General features: G+C 36.1%; 10 protein-coding genes. 4 read left to right on the top strand and 6 right to left on the bottom strand.

Features of this window, described 5'->3' with window-relative positions:
• Positions 1-12 precede the first annotated feature (12 nt).
• Positions 13-1,035 (bottom strand): LacI family DNA-binding transcriptional regulator, encoded by a 1,023-nt coding sequence (locus tag HM987_RS15825; protein ID WP_179009001.1) that lies wholly within the window; start codon positions 1,033-1,035, stop codon positions 13-15.
• A 126-nt stretch (positions 1,036-1,161) separates the two neighbouring features.
• On the opposite strand from HM987_RS15825, the gene HM987_RS15820 reads away from it, so the two are divergent.
• Complete coding sequence (locus HM987_RS15820) at positions 1,162-2,649, top strand: right-handed parallel beta-helix repeat-containing protein (RefSeq protein WP_179009000.1); 1,488 nt, start codon at positions 1,162-1,164, stop codon at positions 2,647-2,649.
• Between the two features lie 30 nt (positions 2,650-2,679).
• On the opposite strand, the gene HM987_RS15815 is transcribed toward HM987_RS15820, so the two are convergent.
• The 4 genes from HM987_RS15815 to HM987_RS15800 all read right to left on the bottom strand — a co-directional run bounded on the left by HM987_RS15815 (position 2,680) and on the right by HM987_RS15800 (position 10,638).
• Positions 2,680-3,990, bottom strand: coding sequence for a pectate lyase family protein (locus HM987_RS15815; RefSeq protein WP_179008999.1), 1,311 nt, complete (start codon positions 3,988-3,990; stop codon positions 2,680-2,682).
• 92 nt (positions 3,991-4,082) lie between these two features.
• Positions 4,083-5,636, bottom strand: coding sequence for a DUF5123 domain-containing protein (locus tag HM987_RS15810; RefSeq protein ID WP_179008998.1), 1,554 nt, complete (start codon positions 5,634-5,636; stop codon positions 4,083-4,085).
• Between the two features lie 27 nt (positions 5,637-5,663).
• The gene (locus HM987_RS15805) at positions 5,664-7,451 is read right to left on the bottom strand and encodes a RagB/SusD family nutrient uptake outer membrane protein (protein ID WP_179008997.1); all 1,788 of its coding nucleotides are present in this window, start codon (positions 7,449-7,451) and stop codon (positions 5,664-5,666) included.
• 10 nt (positions 7,452-7,461) lie between these two features.
• On the bottom strand, positions 7,462-10,638 hold the full coding sequence (locus HM987_RS15800) for a SusC/RagA family TonB-linked outer membrane protein (RefSeq protein WP_179008996.1): 3,177 nt from the start codon (positions 10,636-10,638) through the stop codon (positions 7,462-7,464).
• A gap of 319 nt (positions 10,639-10,957) precedes the next feature.
• On the opposite strand from HM987_RS15800, the gene HM987_RS15795 reads away from it, so the two are divergent.
• The 3 genes from HM987_RS15795 (at position 10,958) to HM987_RS15785 (ending at position 17,144) form a co-directional block, all read left to right on the top strand.
• Entirely contained in the window at positions 10,958-12,268 is a 1,311-nt protein-coding gene (locus HM987_RS15795; RefSeq protein WP_179008995.1) for a pectate lyase family protein, read from the top strand.
• Between the two features lie 290 nt (positions 12,269-12,558).
• Positions 12,559-16,170, top strand: coding sequence for a pectinesterase family protein (locus tag HM987_RS15790; protein WP_179008994.1), 3,612 nt, complete (start codon positions 12,559-12,561; stop codon positions 16,168-16,170).
• A gap of 146 nt (positions 16,171-16,316) precedes the next feature.
• Positions 16,317-17,144 carry a T9SS type A sorting domain-containing protein gene (locus HM987_RS15785; protein WP_179008993.1) on the top strand — a complete coding sequence of 276 codons (828 nt, stop codon included), beginning with the start codon at positions 16,317-16,319 and terminating at the stop codon, positions 17,142-17,144.
• Between the two features lie 87 nt (positions 17,145-17,231).
• Here the strand turns inward: HM987_RS15785 and HM987_RS15780 are convergent, their stop codons facing one another.
• A complete protein-coding gene (locus HM987_RS15780; protein ID WP_179008992.1) occupies positions 17,232-19,712 on the bottom strand; it encodes a pectate lyase family protein in 2,481 nt (826 codons plus the stop codon).
• Positions 19,713-19,941 lie beyond the last annotated feature (229 nt).

Raw genomic sequence — 19,941 nt, 5'->3', positions numbered from 1 at the left:
CTAGATTTATAACTATTTATTCTTAAGTGAAGACTTACGTACAATCAGCTCAGGGTGCAATACGATTTGTTGTTGCTTCTTTGTTTTTATGTTGACATCTACTTCGTCCAAAAATACTTTAGCAGCAATTCTACCCATTTCGATAGGCGATTGATCTACCGAACTAATGGAAAGTTCCATAAAACGCGTGAAAGGCTCATTACTGAAACCAACAACAGAAATATCTTCAGGTATTTTTAAACCTTGGGCCTTTATCTCTTGTATAGCACCAAGTGCGGTAAAATCACTAGCCGAGAATATGGCGTCTGGTGGTGAATCCATAGTTAGCAGTTGTTTTAGGACTTTTCTACCTTCATCAACCTTACTAATGGTCTCTATAACTAAACTTTCATCAAATTCTAAACCATGGTCTAGTAAGGCTTGTTTATAACCCAAATAGCGATTCTTGAATATTTCCAACGCCCGATTATTTGATAAGTGTGCGATACGTTTACAGCCTTGTTCTATCAAATGTTTAGTAGCTTGATAGGCTCCATTATAATCATCAATAGTTACGGAACTAACCCCTGAAATATTTCTTTTTCTATCAAAAAATATGAGAGGCACCCGTTTCTGCGATAAGCTGTTAAAGATTTGATTCTTGGTTTTTGAATTGGAAATAGACATTAAGATACCATCAACTTGGGCGTTGATTAAGGACATAATATTCCCGGTTTCTAACTTTTCTTGGTCATGGGTTTGGCAAACGATAACATGGTAGCCTTTTGGGTACAATTCTTCTTCAATACCTCTAATAACTGAGGCGAAAAAGTTACTGTCCATACGCGGAACTATAACACCAACATTAAAACTTTTTCCACTTTTAAGAGCCTTTGCAAGTGTGTTTTGTTCATAATTCATTTCTAGAGCCATCTCTTGCACTAGTTTCCTGGTAGTTTCACTAATTTTTGGATTGTTGTTTAGTGCTCTAGATACAGTTGCAGCTGTTAAATTAACTTTCTTTGCTATATCGTAAATAGTAGTTTTTTTCTTCATTAAATTCAAATACTGAATACATACGGGTCTTATGCAGTAAATCTAAGCATTTTATTTAAAAGTTGTTTTGTTTTTGAAAAGAAAATCATTATCATTGTGTAATCGATTACATTAAATAAATAAAATATGAACAACGTGTATAAAAACTTAATCTATGGTGCCTTATTATTGGTTTCAACAAGTTTTGTAGCCTGTAGTAAGGATAGCTCTAATGACAGTGGTTCTGAGACCGTACTTGTGGAGTCCATTACCATTGTTGGAAATACTATTACAGATGGTAGTACAAGTCAATTATCAGCTACCGTAACGCCAAGTAATGCAACAAATATTTCTGTTAGTTGGTCGGTTTCTGATGCTTCTATTGCTACAATCTCAAATAGTGGATTATTGAATGCAGTATCAGACGGAAGTGTCAGTGTAACTGCAACAGCGCAAGATGGATCGGGTATCAGTACTTCAAAATCTTTTATGATTTCAGGTTCTGATAATCCAGTAGATGGAACTGTAGTAGAAACATCGCAACAACTTGTGGCTGCTATTGCAACGGCGAGTCCAGGTGATAATATTTACATCAGAGGAGGTAATTACGTATTCGGTTCAACACTACAAATTTCTGGCAATGGCGCAAGTAGTAGTCCTATTTCAATATTACCATATCCATCAGATACAGAACGGCCAAGGTTGGATTTTTCATCCATGTCCGAAAATTCATCAAATAGAGGTATAGCTTTGTCTGGTAATTATTGGCATATAAAAGGTATTGATGTTTATGCCGCTGGCGATAATGGAATGTTCATTAGTGGTAGCAATAATTTGATTGAATTTTGCACTTTTACAGAGAATCATGATACTGGACTACAAATAGGCAATGGAGGAAATAATAATACAATACTGAATTGCGATTCTTATTTTAATGCGGATTCCTCATTAGAAAATGCGGATGGATTTGCCTGTAAATTAGACGCAGGTTCAGATAACAAATTCATAGGATGTAGGGCATGGCAGAACCTAGATGATGGTTGGGATGGTTACCTAAGAGAAACGGATAATATTACGACATATTATGAAAATTGCTGGGCTTTTAAAAATGGCTATCTAATGGATGGAACCATTGGAGCGGGCGATGGAAACGGTTTTAAAACAGGAGGAAGCGATGATAAGACTTTAAAGCACAATGCCATTTACAAGAATTGTATCGCCGCAGGAAATGTATATGATGGTTTTGACCATAATAGTAACAGAGGTGATATTGAAATTTACAATTGTGCTGCTTATGATAACGGGAGAAACATTAGCTTTAGTTCTAATAATATTGCCAATTTTCTCTTGATTAAAAATACAGTGTCTTTCGCAGGAAATAATAATGATGGATATTCCGCATCCACAGTTGATATAACCAACAATGGATGGCAAAATGGCTTAGTCACTAATTCATCAGATTTTGTAGCACTGGATTTAGATTTATTGGCAGCATCGAGAAATGATGATGGAAGCCTTCCTGATATAGATTTTCTTCACTTGGTAGCAGGTAGTGATTTAATTGATGCTGGTACTGATGTTGGATTACCGTTTAATGGTTCAGCTCCAGATATAGGTGCTTTTGAATTTGAATAGAAGTAAATTCTAGACTATAGCTAAAATTTACTAATCTAGTAATGCATTTGCATAGATTTCAATATTAGAATAATGCTCATTTATACTATTTAGATGAGCATCTTTTTTGTTAAGATTTAATTTCAACTTACGCTCCCATTTGTTAGGTATACCATCATTATCAGTGTCTTTAAGTCCTTGTTTTGACTTTATAATTGGCCAACCATTGACATCTTCCTGGGAGTCAATAATTCCATTTTTATAATCTGCGTTTCCTTTTTTAGTATTGCTTATAACTCTTTTATCAACGGTATCTCTATGGATATCTACTCCCGCACCTTTCAAGACTTCGGTAAACGCTTCTTCAGCATTTGTAGTTTGAATATTATTTGAAATATCCAAAGACTTATCTAATTTCGCTAGTTCTGGATTGTCGCATTGTACGCCACCGTTCCAATTATTTAAAGTGATATTGTTATGATTAAAGACAAAATTTCCATCTACATAAAATTTACCATAAGGTTCTGAAGGACTAACGATTCTGTCGAGTTTAGAGGACGTTGTGGCTGGTCCTGATTTGAAGTAATTGTTTATCATGTTGTAACTTCCATTTTCGCCGCCATAGATACTATTTTCACCCCAATTATAAATGACATTATTTCTAAAATCCACAAATTCATTTTCAGAATTTTCTGTGGTTTTAGAGCCACTAAATCTTGGGTTTCTACTATTGTTGCTTACTATTAGATTATGATGAAAAGAAGCTCTTACACCTCCCCAAATACCACCATAGCCATGTGCGCCTTTTTCATGAACGGACTTGTTTAAAGCTTCAGAAATAATGCACCACTGTAATGTGAAGTTTTTATTATTGTAGAAGGAAGCATTCTCATCAGTTCCCCAACTTATAGAGCAATGATCTATAATCACATTATTGGTATCTCTGCAGCCAAGTGCATCGCCTTCAATGCCATTGATATCTCCCATTCTAAAACGTATATATCTTAATACAACATTATCGGATTTAATAGTTACAGGAAATCCTTTGATCGTAATACCGCCACAAGGTGCTGTTTGGCCAAGAATGCTCAAATCGCCTCTGTTAATGTCTAACTTAGATTTTAACTCAATTGTTCCAGAGATATCAAAAACAATGATTCTGGAGCCTTTCTTCAAAATACCTTTCCTCAGACTTCCTTCTCCGCTATCGTTTAGGTTGGTGACTTTATAAACAAAACCACCTCTACCACCTGAAGTATAGCGACCGAAACCTTCAGCCGTAGGGAAAGCCAAGTGTTGACCATATATTATACTCGAAAAAAATAATAAAATTATTAAGCCTAAGTGTCGTTTTTCAATCATTGTTTTTTATTAAAATAATATAATACAAAAAAAGGAGAGATATTTTTTCAAACATAACCCCTTTTCTTGACTAACTCAATTGATATCTGTTATTACCTCCATCGTGGATCTCCAACTTGGTTATCAATCAACGACTGGGTAGACAATGTAAAATCTCCAGCTAATGCATCAGCATATCCTGGATCTAATGTGGTATATGACGTCGAGTTATCATATCTTGGCACTGATGAGTCATACATTGTTGGTGCATTAAAATAGTTGTTATTACTAAAATCAATAAATTCGTCCGTTCTAGCTTGATCAGAATACCCTTCTGATTCCGTATCCGTGATTAACGTATTATTCACTGTAATATCGTTATCTTGAAATCTAACATAAAGTATTCTTCTGCTTGAATTGTTGGAACAAGCGTAAAGTGTACAGCTATCTATCAATATATTACAAACCAACCCTGATTGGGTAGAGGTACCTGAATCATCTATTCTAAAAAAATCTCTACTAGGTGCACAGTTGTTGAATGTGCTTGTGGTAAATGTAACGTTGAGAACATCAGAACTTCTAAAATCAAAGAAATCACCTCCACTTGTAAGAATATTTGTTACGATACAATTTTCAACCGTTATAGATTGAACAATGGCATCAGTTTCATTACCAGCAATAAAGGATCTATTATAATCATGGATATTACAACCGCTAACTAATAAAGAGTTGTAGTCGCCTGCTGCAGTGTATCTTAACATGTCTGTTAAATCAGTATCAACATCACCCGTAAGATCAAGATCGATTAATTCAACATCTGTTGCACCAGTAACAATAGAAAAGCTAACTTTTAAAAGTGGTTTATCAAAGCTCAATAATCCTCTAATGGTTAGAGGTTTATCAATAACTATAGTGCCAATTTGTTCTGTATAATCACCCTGTTCCAAGACTAAAACATCACCTGGAAGAGCATCTGCAACCATTTGAAATATATCGTCTGTTGGTGTCACTAAAATGCCTGTTCCTATGTCAATTCCTGTGGTAAAGTTTAAGACACCTCTAATTGTGGCATTGTTACGTATTTGAACCGTATAATCTGTTTCACCCGTAAGACCAGTTACTGTGGCAACTCCGTCTGCAATTTCTTGAGCCGACAGCGTGTAAGAAATATTGCCAGGTACTAAAAACAATTCTGTTACTGTGCTGTTAGGTAACCATCTGAATGTGGCTTCAGTCGCTAATACATCTCCTGGTTCTATAGGATAGAAAATTTGCTCCGTTAATGTTTCTGCGGTAGTAGTTGCATATGTGGATGGATCTAAGCCTCTAGAACTAAGTGCTTGTACTCTGATATAGTAAAACGTTTCTTGTGACAGTTCTATGAGTACTGGTACCTCACTTGAAGATACATTTACAGATTGAGCTATTGAAGAAAATGAGGAATCTTCACTCAATTCTACTAAGTAGTTATCTACATCAGGGTTAGAGTCCCATTGTAGTTCTACGAAAACTTGATTCCTTACAAAAGCCTGTAATCCGACAGGTGCGAATTCACGACTTATGCTAATTTCTTCAATGACTTGATCAGGGCTTTCACATCCGGAAAATGATAATAGTAAAGTCAGGACTACTATCATGGATTTTAATATATGTTTTGCTTTCATCATGTTTTAATAATTTCTTGGTTATAATTTCTAATAGCCGTAATCATTTTCTAATCGACCATTACTAGCATCTATAAAAACTTGCCATATTGGCCAAAATTGTCTATTGTCTGGATCTACTCCTAATTTATAAAGAGAGTTTATCATATCATCTTCTAACATCGTCCAATCTTTTTCGGAATATTCGGGTCCTGGATTGGTGGTTTCATTTCTGTTTAAGCCATAGATATCTAGTGTTTCACCATCTTCTTCGTATTTGAAATATAATGTGGTTGGCACGTTTGCGTAATCACCGATTCTATTTTTTAGGTTAAACATTTTTTCTTTAGCTTCATCTAGATTAGTGCCAAGTAGATTCCATCGGATAAGATTCATCTTACGTTCCATTTCACCAGTAAATTCAAGTTTATGTTCTCTAACAATAGCGTCAAACATATCTTGAGAATTTGTTAAGGCATTAACATAGTTATCTACTTTTTCAGGATGTTGATCAGAAGGGAATGCTCGTCTTCTTATTTCTTTAAGGTATGGTGCGGCTGCACCAGCCCCTTGTAATTCATTGGCCGCCTCTGCTGCAATCAATAGTACTTCTGCAAAGCGCATATAGATTTTGTTTAAACCATCATCATTGGTAGAGGTTACATAACGATCCATCCACTCATAGCGATACTTTCCAAAGTACCAAGTGTCCAATCCTACGAGCTCTTGTTGCGCAAAGCCTTCATTAGGATTTCCCCATTGATACGGTACACAGGTGACATCTCGACGCGTATCGGTTTCGTCATAGTCATAGAATACGGTTGGTAAAGGTCCGGCTATTCCACCTCTGGCTTGTCCGGTGTGTTGATCTACTCCTCTATGTCTAACTGCAAACGAGAATGCCACTCGACCACGACCTGCTGCAAAAGGTATCTCCCATAAGGATTCACCTCCAGCAATTACAGACTCTTCATTAAAGTTTCTCCAAAAGGTTTCAAATGAAGGCTCCAAATAGGCCTGACCACTATTGATAACTTCAGTAGCTTCAGTAAGTGCAAGTGTGTACATGTTTTGTACCGATAACGCTGGATTGTTACTGCGTCTGATTCCATCAGGATATTGTTGAAAACCAGAAGCAACCATGGCTAACCGTGCTCTGAAAGCTTTTACAAAAGCTTTATGAGCGCGTTCTACAGTATTCGTTCTGGAGTTTTCATTTGGCCATGCAACTAAAGTTTCAGCTTCACCTAAATCAGCAATAATTTGTTGGTATATAATATCTCTATCTGTTTTTGGCAAATAAAGTGTTTCACTATTTATAGGTTCAAAACGTGCAGGAACATCACCCCAAGTCTTCATCAAGTCTGCATAATAAATAGCTCTATACGTTAGGGCTTCGCCTAGTAACTGGCCTAATGATGTACCAGGTTCTGGATTACCATAAGTTCTTAATCCTTCAATACAAAGGTTGGCGCGCTCGATCCCAGCATACATCATGGCCCAAACATTATTATCTCTATTCATTTGTTCGTTTGTTGGGGTTGCACTGTAGGTCATTAATTCCCCTTGAGAGCTCCCAGCATCATCCGAACTGTAATTATATTCGGTATCCGTGTTAAATCCATAAAAGGGAATATATCTACCTCTATAGGAGTTAGTCTGCCCCATTGGTTCTAGGATACCATCAACAGCACCTCTTGCCAAATCTGGTGTTGAAAATATAACTGATGGTTCTGCAGATGATTGTGCAGGCGCTTCCAAAAAGTCTTCTTCAAATTCAGAACAAGAGAACATAGCTCCTGCCAGAAAAACTAGTGTTAGAAATATTGATTTTTTCATTTTCATTTTTTTAAAAATTAAGGTTTAAACCGAAAGCAATCTGTCTGCTTCTAGGGTAGGCAGAATAGTCAACTCTAGGTGTAAAATTCGTTTGTCTTCTTGTAGATACTTCTGGATCCATACCAGAATAATTAGTTAAAACAAATACGTTATTTGCCGTGACATATAATCTAAGTTTGGATATGCCAAGATTTGAAAGTACTGACTCTGGCAGTGTATAACCAAGTGATAAGGTATTTAACCTTAGGTAAGAACCGTCTTCTACAGCCCAATCACTAAATACATAGCGCTGCATATATGGCGACCACTTTGTCGTATTAGCATTCAAGGCTTCTAATTGTGCAGGGTCATTAACAAGTTGACCTGTAGAGGGATCTAGATTCGTCCAGCGTACGCCGTCAGCAAATTCAGTAGTTAGATTACCATAATCACCGCTTTGTCTCGGTGTGTTTGAATGAATTTTGTTGGCATTATAAACATCAAAACCAAGACTGAAATTAAAGGCAGCACTAAGGTCAAAACCATATGCACGTGCGCCCAAAGTAAATCCACCTATGAAATCTGGATTAGCGTCTCCGATTATGGTTTGATCATCTTGATCTACAACACCATCATTGTTGGTATCTTTTAGTTTTAAAGCGCCTGGCCTAACGAGCCCATCACCTATTACAGCACTATTGTCGGGAACACCATCCATTAATGTATAGTCGCCAGTTGCTGCATCGTAGTTAAAATCAGATACTTCATACCGACCATCATTTTGGTAACCGTACATTATGCCTAAAGGCGACCCTACTTGTACAAGATAGTCATTTCCTATTTGACTTGAAGCCCAACCAGAAGGCCAACCAAAGTCTTCTAATGCACCTAAGGAATTGATTTTATTTTTGTTAGTACTAATATTGAAAGAGAAATCTAAACCATAGTTTTCCTTATTGATAGCTGAAATATTAATAAGGGCTTCAACACCTGTATTTTCAATCTCACCAATATTCCTATACTGTATATCATACCCTGTTCCAGGTACACGGAAAGCTAAAAGTAAATCTTGTGTAATATTTTTATAAACTTCAAATGAACCACTAACCCTACCATTAAATAAACTGTAATCTAATGCTAAATTTTGTGTTACAGTTGTTTCCCATTTCAAATCTGGATTGGCTAAAACATCTGACGGTGCAAAAAAGTTATTTATCCCATTAATATAAGAGGTGTTATAGGATTGGTATGTTTGAATGGTTTGCCCAGTTGGTATATTATTATTACCTACTTCGCCATAACTTAATCTTAGTTTTAGCGTATTGATCCAATCCGTATTTTCTAAGAAAGACTCTTCAGAAATTTTCCATGCGAAAGCTGCAGACGGGAAATAGCCCCATCGGTTATCTCCAAGAAATTTACTGGATCCATCCATACGAAACGTAGCGGTTAATAAATATCTATTTTTAAAGTCATAGTTGGCACGGCCGAAAAACGATAATAGTTTGTCATCAGGTGAATAAAAATTATTCACCGTAAAAGGATCAGCTTGTGTAGTTAACGTTAAACTTCTCTGAAAATCAAAGTCACTTGGAAAACCGTGTAACTCAGTTTCAACTCTATTATCTTTGGAAACAATCATTTCCTGTCCTAAGAGCAGTTTGAGTGCATGGTCATCTCCAACAATAGTTTTGAAATCATAGTTTAAGGTGTTTGCAGTTCTAAAACTTTCTCGTTTTCTATCTCTAATTCTTAAAGCAGGAAGCCCTTGATTTTCAACACTTGGTCTATTGCTAGAAAAATAAGTGGATTTTCCATAGAAACGATAATCTAAATCATCTGTGGTGTTTAAACCAACATCAGACCGGAATGTTAAATTATTGATGACGTCCCAAGACAAACTTCCTAATAAGTTAAGGTTTTTTCTTAATTTTTGTTGTTGATTATCAGCAACGGCAATAAATGGATTAACCAAATCACTAAAAATGGCCTCATCAGTATTGGTTGGATCAAAAGCGGCTAAAGGAATAGGGGAGTATCTTATAGAATGTTTAAGTCTCGAATCCGCAGATGAGACCTCATTTTGCTCATTGGCTCCACCGCCATTAACCTCGGTATCTGCATAACGAATTGTAAATGACAAATCTACCTTGTCACTGGCTTTGTTTTTTAAGGCCAAGGATACATTACTTCTTCTAAAGTCAGAACCCACCATAATTGCTTTCTCATCATAAAGCGCGTAATTAAAATTATAATTGAATTTTTCAGAACCGCCTCTTACAGATAAATCATGGTTTTGTACATCTCCTACTCTTCCGTAGATTAGTCTCTGCCAGTCATTTCCTTCCATACCAACATATTGATCATAGTCTTGATAGAGTCCATATGTTTCATCATAAACTTCTGGAGTGTCTCTCAATAGCCAATATTCACGTTGCCATAATACAAAATCTTCTGGCTCTAAGACATCAATGGTTTTTGCGATGGTCTTGGTACCATATGAGGTGTTCATGCTTACAGACATTTTTCCTACTTTACCACTTTTTGTAGTCACTATGATAACACCATTTGCCCCTCTAGAACCATAGATAGCAGTAGAAGAGGCATCTTTTAAAACGCTGATATTTTCAATGTTAGATGGCGAAATGTCGTTTAAACTATTTACTGGAAATCCATCAACTATAACTAAAGGAGCACTATCTTGTGTAAGTGATCCTGCACCTCTCACTCTAATTTGCACCTCTGAATCTGGAGATCCTTCTGTATTTAAAACCTGCACTCCAGCTAATCTACCGGTTAAGGTTTCAGAAACACTAGCAATGTTTTGTTGTTTTAGATCCTCACCGCCTATAGTTACAACAGAGCCAGTAAGATCAGACTTACGGGATGTACCGTAACCGATAACGACAACTTCGTCTAAGTCTTCTGAGCTGGGTTGAAGCGTTACGTTAATGGTTGTTTGTCCTGCAACTGGTATTTCTTGGGTCGCATAGCCAATATATGAAATCACCAGAACGGCATTAGTTCCTGAAATATTTAAAGAATAATTGCCATCAAAATCGGTAGACGTGCCATTTGATGTCCCTTTAACTAGAACGGACGCGCCTGGTACAGGGCCACCAATATCTTGAGCGGTTACCGTTCCAGTTACTGTGATGCTTTGGGCGTAAGAGAACCCACTACTGAAAACAAATAATGCAAATAGCATTAACGAAAAAGATTTTGTTGAAAAAAACCTTTTTGTTTTTTCGTTATCTGAATAGAAAAACAAAAAATCAATTAGATTGTTGTACATGAAATTTTTGAATTAGTTTATAATTAGTTTAAATGTAATCGATTGCACAAATGTATTAATAATTTTGAGATTCACAAATTTTTGTTAAGATTTTTTAAATGTGAAAATTTTTTATGCACTTTTTATGCTTTTACGTAATTATAGGAATGAATCTTATTTATTTAGCAATCGTAAGTTTTTAATTATATATTTGTGTAATCGATTGCATTTTATTTAAAAATATATTAGGAATATGAAAAATTCACTACTGATTATCGGACTCACAATGTGCACCTATTTAGGGTTCGGCCAAAATTATTATATGCCTACACCTGAGGGTTACGGCGAATCAACCACAGGTGGAGGTGACGTTACACCTGTTACAGTGAGTACTTATGCGGATTTTAAGTCTAAGATAAAGTTATCTACACCACAAGTGATTTTGGTCTCTGGCACCATTACATTTTCTGCTGGGCAGAATATTAGTGAGGTTGTTACCAATAAAACGATAATAGGATTACCAAATGCGAGATTGGTCAACAATACACAAACACAATCGGGTTCTGGTATCTTAAATTTAAGAAATGGCTCTAATAATGTTATTATTCGTAATCTCATTTTTGAAGGCCCTGGAGCATATGATGTGGACGGAGGTGATAATCTTACAGCGGATGGGTGTATTAATCTCTGGGTAGATCATTGTGAATTCCAAGATGGCGTGGATGGTAATTTTGATATCAAGGGTAATTCAGATAACGTTACAGTATCTTGGTGCAAATTCACTTATCTTAAACCTGCAGTTCCAGGAGGACCAGGAGGTTCTAACGATCATAGGTTTTCTAATTTAATAGGATCAAGTGATTCTCAAGCTCCTGCTGACGGTCATTATAGTGTGACTTTTCAAAATTGTTATTGGGCCCAAGGCTGTAAGGAAAGAATGCCAAGGGGAAGAAATGGGCAACTCCATATTCTTAACTGTTATTACAACACGGATGTTTCCAGCTCTAGGGCTTTAGGGTTTAGCGGAGGAGTCAATACGTTATCTTGCTATGTAGAAAACTCAGACTTCGCAAATGTTGGGACGGTTTATCAAAGTTATGGTGGAACAGTTTCGCTGGAATTTGATAATTGTTTAAACGCTGTTTCAAATATAGGAACTGTGCCACAACCTACCTATTCTTATAGCGTAACTCCTGTTGAAGATGTAGCTACTTATGTTAGTGATGTCAATTGTGGGGCGGGAGCGACGTTGGACGTCACAAGTACTGGTGAGATATCATCTAGCTGTGAAACTTTGCGAGTAGAAGATAATACTTTTACCCAGATAAAATATTACCCGACTTTAGTTGAGGATATCTTAACGTTAGAGTTTCCAAATACAGATGATGTCAATTATGAGTTTTCCTTGTATTCAATGAACGGACAAAAATTAGCTACTGAGGATTTAGTAATTAATTCAGACCGTAAAGTAGAGTTAGATTTAAGGCAGTATACCAAAGGTTTATATTTTGCAAAAGTAAGCTCTCATAAAGGCAATAAAACGTTTAGATTATTTAAAAAGTAAGACGCTATTTCTATGGGTCGTAATTCAATTTGGTATTGAATTGCTAATCGACCATACTTTTGGCTAAAAAAATAATGATTCATAAATATTTTACATCTTTTATTGTGAATATGGTTTTTTTTATATATTTATGCAATCGATTACATTTATTTCTGTGTTGTTATAATACATAATTAGCATTTTTTACAAACAACAAAATAGTCAATCAATTGCCCAGTTTGCAATAGCCTACAATGATTTAGTCTAAATATTCTACTTACTAAATATAAACTAATATAAAATCAACAATTATGAAAAAACTTTCCTTTTTAGCCATGCTGGTTCTGTTCTTCATCGGATCGATGGCACATGGGCAAACCACAGTCTCATACAATTTAGGAGATGGAACTACTTTTACAAATACAGGAACGCAATGGGACCCAGTGACATCAACAACTAGTCCAGACGGAAAATTAAGAACCCAAGCGGCAACTAGTTTATGGCATAGCACGGGCTATGGTATAGCTTTTCAAGATGGAAATTCATTGGAAATTGATGTAGAAGATGGAAGTAGTACGGTAAGATTTTATGGATCTGTTTTTAGTAACGGTATAATGGATGTTGGTATTTCTGTGGGAAATAATGACTTAGGTAGTATTGATGTAGACCTAGATGCACATCCTGGTATGGCCGACCAAACAGGGTATTATGAGTTTAATTATACTGGTGGAGCAAGAACTCTGTACTTTACCTTTAGTGGTTCTAATGCTTATACGCCAGCCGTTGATGTGACTACGTCAGAGTCAACTATAATTAAAACAGATGTATGGGATTTTGCTGCAGAGCAATTAGACGAAGTTTTATATAATAACAAGCTGGCAGAAGCAGATATTAATGCTTGGTATGACGGTTCTATAACTGTAGGTTCTTCAGGTAATGTTATGCCGAGTGGATGGACAGCAGGAGATTTGTCTTGGGTAGGAGATACGAACGATCGATTGAGAACTACAAATACAAATTTAACACGTTATGATGAAAACATTAGTGGAGTTTCAGAATATGCAGGTCGAATTTACGTTAATTCAAGCGGTGCCACCGGGCGTTATATGAGCTTAACGCTGAATGCAGATGATGAAGTAACCGTTATGATGTTAACACAGTCGGGTACTGGAAATATTCACTTTGAATATGTGGCAGATCCTTCAATACAAGATGATATTGTTGCGGTTGGTGGTGATTTACAAGAGTTAAAATTTGTGGCAAAAGAAGCAGGTGAATATCATATCTACGATGAAGTTGATAAACCTAGTTATTACAGAATTCTTAGGAAAGAAGCTCAGTACGTAACCTTATCAGGTACAGTTGATGAAACGTTTGCAGCAGGAATACCTAGTGGATATTCTGTGGTGTTTACAAATGAAGCTGGCAAAACATTCCCAGCGGTAGTTTCAAATGGAATGTTTACCATAGATTTACCTGTTGAATATTCTTACAACCTTAGCCTAAGTGACGCTAATGGCTATATCATTACTAATGGCTTGACATTTGATGCGACTGAAGATACTACAAGTTATGAAGTTGTGGTAGCACAAGTGGATATTTATAACGTAAGTGGTAATATCACAGGATTATCAGATTTAACAGGTGTCACACTTCAATATACTCCAGATGCTGGAGCGAGTACAGTTTACAGTCCTATTGTAACTATTAATGAAGTTGCCTTTACATACAGTGTTGACCTTGAAGCTGGAATCGAATATACAATTTCGGCTCAAGGTATTAATGACTATGAGATATTAAATAATACGATTACAATAGGATCTGCTGACGAGACTGCAGATATCGATTTCACGGCGAAACCTTTATATAATGTTACTATCACTGCCATTAATTTAGAGGCGACTCAACAAAATGCCCTTAACTTGACATTCATTCATTTAAATGAAGAAGGGTATTCTTATAGTTTTACAGATGTATCAAATGTCGCCTTAAGAGATGGTGTTTATGCCTTGTCATATGATGGTATTGATGCTTATCCATTGAGATTAGGGTTGACATCAAATCTTACTGTCAGCGGTGCAGATACTTCAAAAGATTTAATTTTTGATCAAATTTCTAAATGGACATTTAACGACCGAGTAATTACAAGCGCTACAGCTTATGAGGGGCTTTTGTTCACAGGAAACGTCAACGTCAGAGGAGCCGATGGTGATCTGAGCGCTGGTACTGGAGCAACAATAGCTATTCCTGTCCAAGTTGGAGATAAGGTGATCATTACTGATTACTATGCCTCTAACTATTCTGTTGAAGGAGGGACGACTATTACAAATACTTCAAATAGCACAAGCACCAATGTGATACATGAGTATATTTATCCTGGTTCTAGTGATGGAACAGTGACAATTACAACAGGAGGTACATCTTATTTTGTGTCTTTTGAAGTTGTTGCAATTCAAGCATACAGTCCAACTCTAACAGTAGGTATAGATAAAGATTTCCAAACCATTAACGGCGCTTTAGATGCCGTTTCTAGAATGGATCGTCCTAATGATGAGCCTGTATCAATTATAATTGATCCAGGAAATTATGAAGAAATGCTAGTAATAAGTAGTAATAATGTTACCCTACAAAATGCCTCTTCCAGTCCAAGTATCGCACTTTTAAATCAAGGCGTAGATATTGATGCTAACGCCGTTAGAATAACATCGTACTATGGTCAAAAATATAATTTTTATAGTCAAGGGACTGATAATAAATGGAGTGCTGAAGCTTTAGCGGTTAACACTGAAAACGGTTATACGGATTACATTAACCAAGAAGGCACAGGTGGTGGTTCATCGTATTGGAATGCAACTGTAGTGATCACCGCCGAAGATGTCACCATAAAGGATATCATTTTAGAAAATTCATTTAACCAATACATCTCTTTAAAAGAATCCCAAGATGTTGTAGAAGCTAAAGCTGCTAGTGAGCCAACAAGACCAACAGATTATGGGAATACGGCAGTACAAGACCGTTCTGCAGGATATGTAACTCAAGCAGCTGCACTTGGGATAGCCGCTAGCGCAGATAGGGTTTTATTGGATGAATGTAGGGTAATAGGTCGTCAGGACTCTTTTTATGGAGCACAAGGTGCAAGGGTAGCCATTTACAAAGGTGATATGATGGGAGCTGTAGATTATATTTTTGGAGGTATGACGGCGGTATTTTATCAATCAAATTTTGTATTGAACACAAGTGATTATAGTAGTGATGCCGCATACATTACCGCAGCACAGCAAACGACAGAAAGAGGATTTTTGATGTATGAGTGTCACGTGAAATCTCCTATTCCAGGCGTTGAAACGGCATCTACTTATGGTTCAAAACCAGGCTATTTTGGTCGTCCTTGGGCACCAAATACGAGTGAGGTTGTATTTTACAATACTACAATTTATGAATCAACGTATCCTGGGTCTGAAGGACAGTCTTTAATTTCACCAGTTGGTTGGACAAGTTCTTTGGGAGGTGAGTCAGCAATGATGTATGAATATGGAACTATGGAGAATGCTTCTGGTGTAAATAATTCAGGAGCTAGAGCACCTTGGTCCACCGTATTGTCTTCACCGACCTTAACGGACGGTACGGATATTACAACGTTCAATTTTACAAAAGGCTCAGATAATTGGGATCCCTTTCCAGCTTTACTTTCGGTAAGTGATAATCATCTCGAATCTTCTGTAGTTGTTAAGGCTTTTGATCAACAATTACACATATCGAATGTCATATCAAACACAAAAATTAAAGTTTATAGTTTTACAGGAGCGTTAGTTTTGGATTTTCAAACCACAAACGATGTGTCGCTAGATATCGCAAATGGCATTTATGTTATCAAAATTCAGGATAATGATGGAGTAAACATTGCAAAATTGATAGTTAATTAAAACTAAAAGATTTCAAATTAATAAAAGGTCACCTAGTTTCGGTGACCTTTTATTAATTTATAAATAATTAAAATAATACAAAACTAATTAGTATTTTAGTAATCGATTACAATTTTGTAATTAACTAATCTTAAAATATATACAACATGAAAACAAAATTACTTTTATTTATTTTACCAATGTTGCTACTTGCAGCAACATTACAAGCTCAAACTAAAGTTTGGGATTTTGGTGGCGATGCTACCTACACGAGTCCAGAGCAAATTGCATTGTGGCCTGTGGCTACCTTTAATGCAGCTGAAGGTGTGACTGTAGAAAAGGACAATCTATTTTTGGTAGGTGATAGTAGTGGCGATAAATTTGGCGAAATTGAAAATGCTGGTGGCGCTACTTGGGATGCTGGTACAGACGATGAATACACGGCTATTAACCGTTTCAAATTCAATGGTGGTTCAAACCCAACCGATTTTCTACCAAGCTATAGTTATATGTATTTTCCTGTTACTGGACCAGTTGATGTAAAAATTTGGTTTAGATCTGGTAGTAGTAGTGATACTGAACGTATTCTTTATATATCAGACGGTACCACTTTGCTTAATTCTTTTCAAGCAGTTGGAAATGGAGACCCAGAAACCATAACGGCAAGTTATACTGGTACTGGTGGGAATATTTATATTTATGATTCCAATTCCTTTAATCTCTATAAAATAGAAGTTACTGGAGTAGGAGCCGATGTGCTTGGCATTGAAGATGTGGATACAGCCATGAGCACGAGTGTGAAATCTGTTAATGATAGAATCTACATTTCTAATGTAACTTCCAATACCGAGGTTAGCATCTATAGCATCACCGGCACTTTGGTAAAGACAGTTAACACTAATACGGATCTCGATTTTAGTTTCAATTCTGGATTATATTTTGCTAGAATTACAACCTCCGAAGCCGAGTCATCAGTTAAATTACTGGTACAATAACCTTATTGAATAATTTCCCTTTTACATAAAAAAAGCAGTAGTGAGATGGTCTCAATACTGCTTTTTTATGCTTAATTATAAAAATACTTAGTTCTTTAAAAGCCTTTTGGTTTCGATGCCTTTAGTTGTTCTTAGGGTTAGAAAATAGATTCCACTTTTTAAATCACTTAAGTCCAACACTCTTAAATCTCCAGTTTTAGTTTTTATTAATTGACCGGTTAAATTATGGATCGTTATGTCTTCAATCACAGAATCAGGTAAAGAGATATTCAAAAAGTCTGAAACAGGATTAGGGTATAATTTCAATTTTTGGAAAGCACCGGTTTCTGTTATGCCTAAAGTAAATTCACTTTTTATATAATATAGGTTTGCCACATTTCCTTTGGTAATATTGTGATTTCCAGAAACAATATTTGGTAAGGTAAGGACTCCATCAGTTGCGAAATGTGTTACACCATCAACCTTTATATTACCACTAAATGCAGGGTCGAATACAAGGGTTAACGTAGAGACTGAATTTGTGGTATATAAAATATTTGTTGCGGATTCAATTTTTAAGCGCTCCGTTAGTGTTAGTCCATCATAAGTTGTTGAACCAGGATTTGAATTTATATTAGCATTAGTAAAGGTGTAGAAATTACTATTTAGTCCAGAGGCTGTAAAATTATGTATTTCATCACCACTTGGAATTCCATTGATGTTAATACTACCTTCACCAGTTACAGGGGTTCCATCTATTCCAACAGTAGTTATCGAAATCGTTACATTTTCTGTTGGTGTACCGAAAACAGTTACAGTTTTCGCAGTGTTATCTAAACTATAATCAATACCAGACGCAGGTAATCCTGAAACAGAGGCGCTTGTTGCATCTCCTCCCCACGTAAAAATCATGTCGGTAATTGCTGTGCCTTCATCAACCCACTGATTATTGTTGTCAGGAATTGTTAAAGTATGGGTACTACCAGCAGGTACATCTCCTTGTATAAACACTAAAGTGGTTGAATATGAAGTTAAAAGGGCCAACAATCCTGTATTTATGGCATAAGATGTATCATCATCAGGACTATCAAAAGTCCAATTGATATCACCACCCGAAACACGTCCTGAGTACTGCATAACATTGTCTTTCGCCACAACAGGACTATCTACTGTTAATGAATTTATGTATAAAGTTGGGTCAGTGTCAAAGTTATTATAAGTATTACTTCCTTGAAACGATGTTATACTAGTTGGAATAACCTCATTTCTAGTTGTGGCTAAATAAGCATCGAATTGAACTGGATAATTCACAGCATCATAAGCTACAAAACGTGTTTCACCAGTCATATCATTATTAAATGCTTTTATAACACCACCATCTTCACCAGAAAAAGTTCCATTAGAACCATTAAAAACATCGGTGCCTTGTTGTGACGTCAACATTGGGTATTTACAATTGCGAAATGTGTTTCCTTCCAGAAAAAGAGAAGAACCTTCTGTGGAACCAGCTCCATATTTAGCATTACCATCAAAATAGTTGTTATAAACATGAGCCGAATAGAATCGAACTCTTGGATGGCGCGAATCTGAATGATCGTACCAGTTATGGTGATAAGTAATATACAATCCTGAGGTTGTATTTTCATTCAATCCTAACAAATTGCTTTTTCCAGTATCCCAGAAGTGATTATATGACATAGTCACATAAGTAGAGCGTTTACAATCCATTGCTCCATCTCCTTTGGCCTGATCTGCATCGCCACCAGCAGCTCCATAAAACAAATCACAATTATGAATCCAGACATGGTCATTATCTTGTTGTAATCCTATATTATCGCCTTCATTGGCATCCGTAAGCATAAATCCAAGATTTCGGACTTCTATATTCGAACCTCTTTTTATTCGAAGTCCCCAGCCATTGACAAGTGCATCGTCACCAATACCCTCAAATGTTATAGAGCCATTAGCATTGTTTTCATTTTCAATAACAACATCACCATTTAACATATAATCTAAATCAGTGATATTTCCGATTAATCTAATGGCCAACGGACGATCATCATCCCCTTTTTTAAAACCATCTAAAATAGTTTGAAGCCCAATACATGGATTTGTAGTGGCTCCAACCACATTTAGCGAAATGGTGTTTTTTGTGTTTTCAGTGATATAAATAACCACCGCATTGGATTTAAGGGTTCCGTCAAGATTGTAAGCCCCTGGAATACGGCTATCACTATGTGCAAAACCATTTCTATCATTAGCTAAAACAGTAACACTATTTGAAACAGTAGCTGTTCCTTCAACATTAGCAGTAACGGGAACAATTTTAACTGTATAGATGCCCGCAGCAAGCCCTAAAATATCAGCGCGATAATAGCTACCATAGCTACGAATAAGTTGTGTGTCTATGATTTGGTCAGTGAGGCCACCTCCGGTATAATAAACATTGTAACTATCCACACCATCTACTGGAAGCCATTTTACAAAGGCTGATTCTAACCAGCCTGAAGACTCAGTAATAGTAACGGCTTGAGCATATATTTGTATAGTCACAAATAATGTGCTCACAAAAAGTAATAATTTTTTCATTATTTTTAGTTTTGCAATCGATTACATAAATATAGGTTCTTATTTGATTCGACAATGATTTTCGGTATTAAATTCACTGTCTGATATCAATTTTCTAACTATAGTTTTTTTTAAAACTTTTTTTTTATTAATTATAAAAGTCATTTCTAAAATCAATATATTAATATTCGTCTTAATTTATAGCGTTAAAAACTTGTTTTATACCACTAAATTTTTTAGGTTTGGTAAT

Origin of the sequence: Winogradskyella forsetii, from assembly GCF_013394595.1 — a bacterium.
Classification (GTDB): Bacteria; Bacteroidota; Bacteroidia; order Flavobacteriales; family Flavobacteriaceae; genus Winogradskyella; species Winogradskyella forsetii.
The sequence above is the reverse complement of the archived record's forward strand: the minus strand, read 5'-3'. Positions and strand labels throughout refer to the sequence as shown.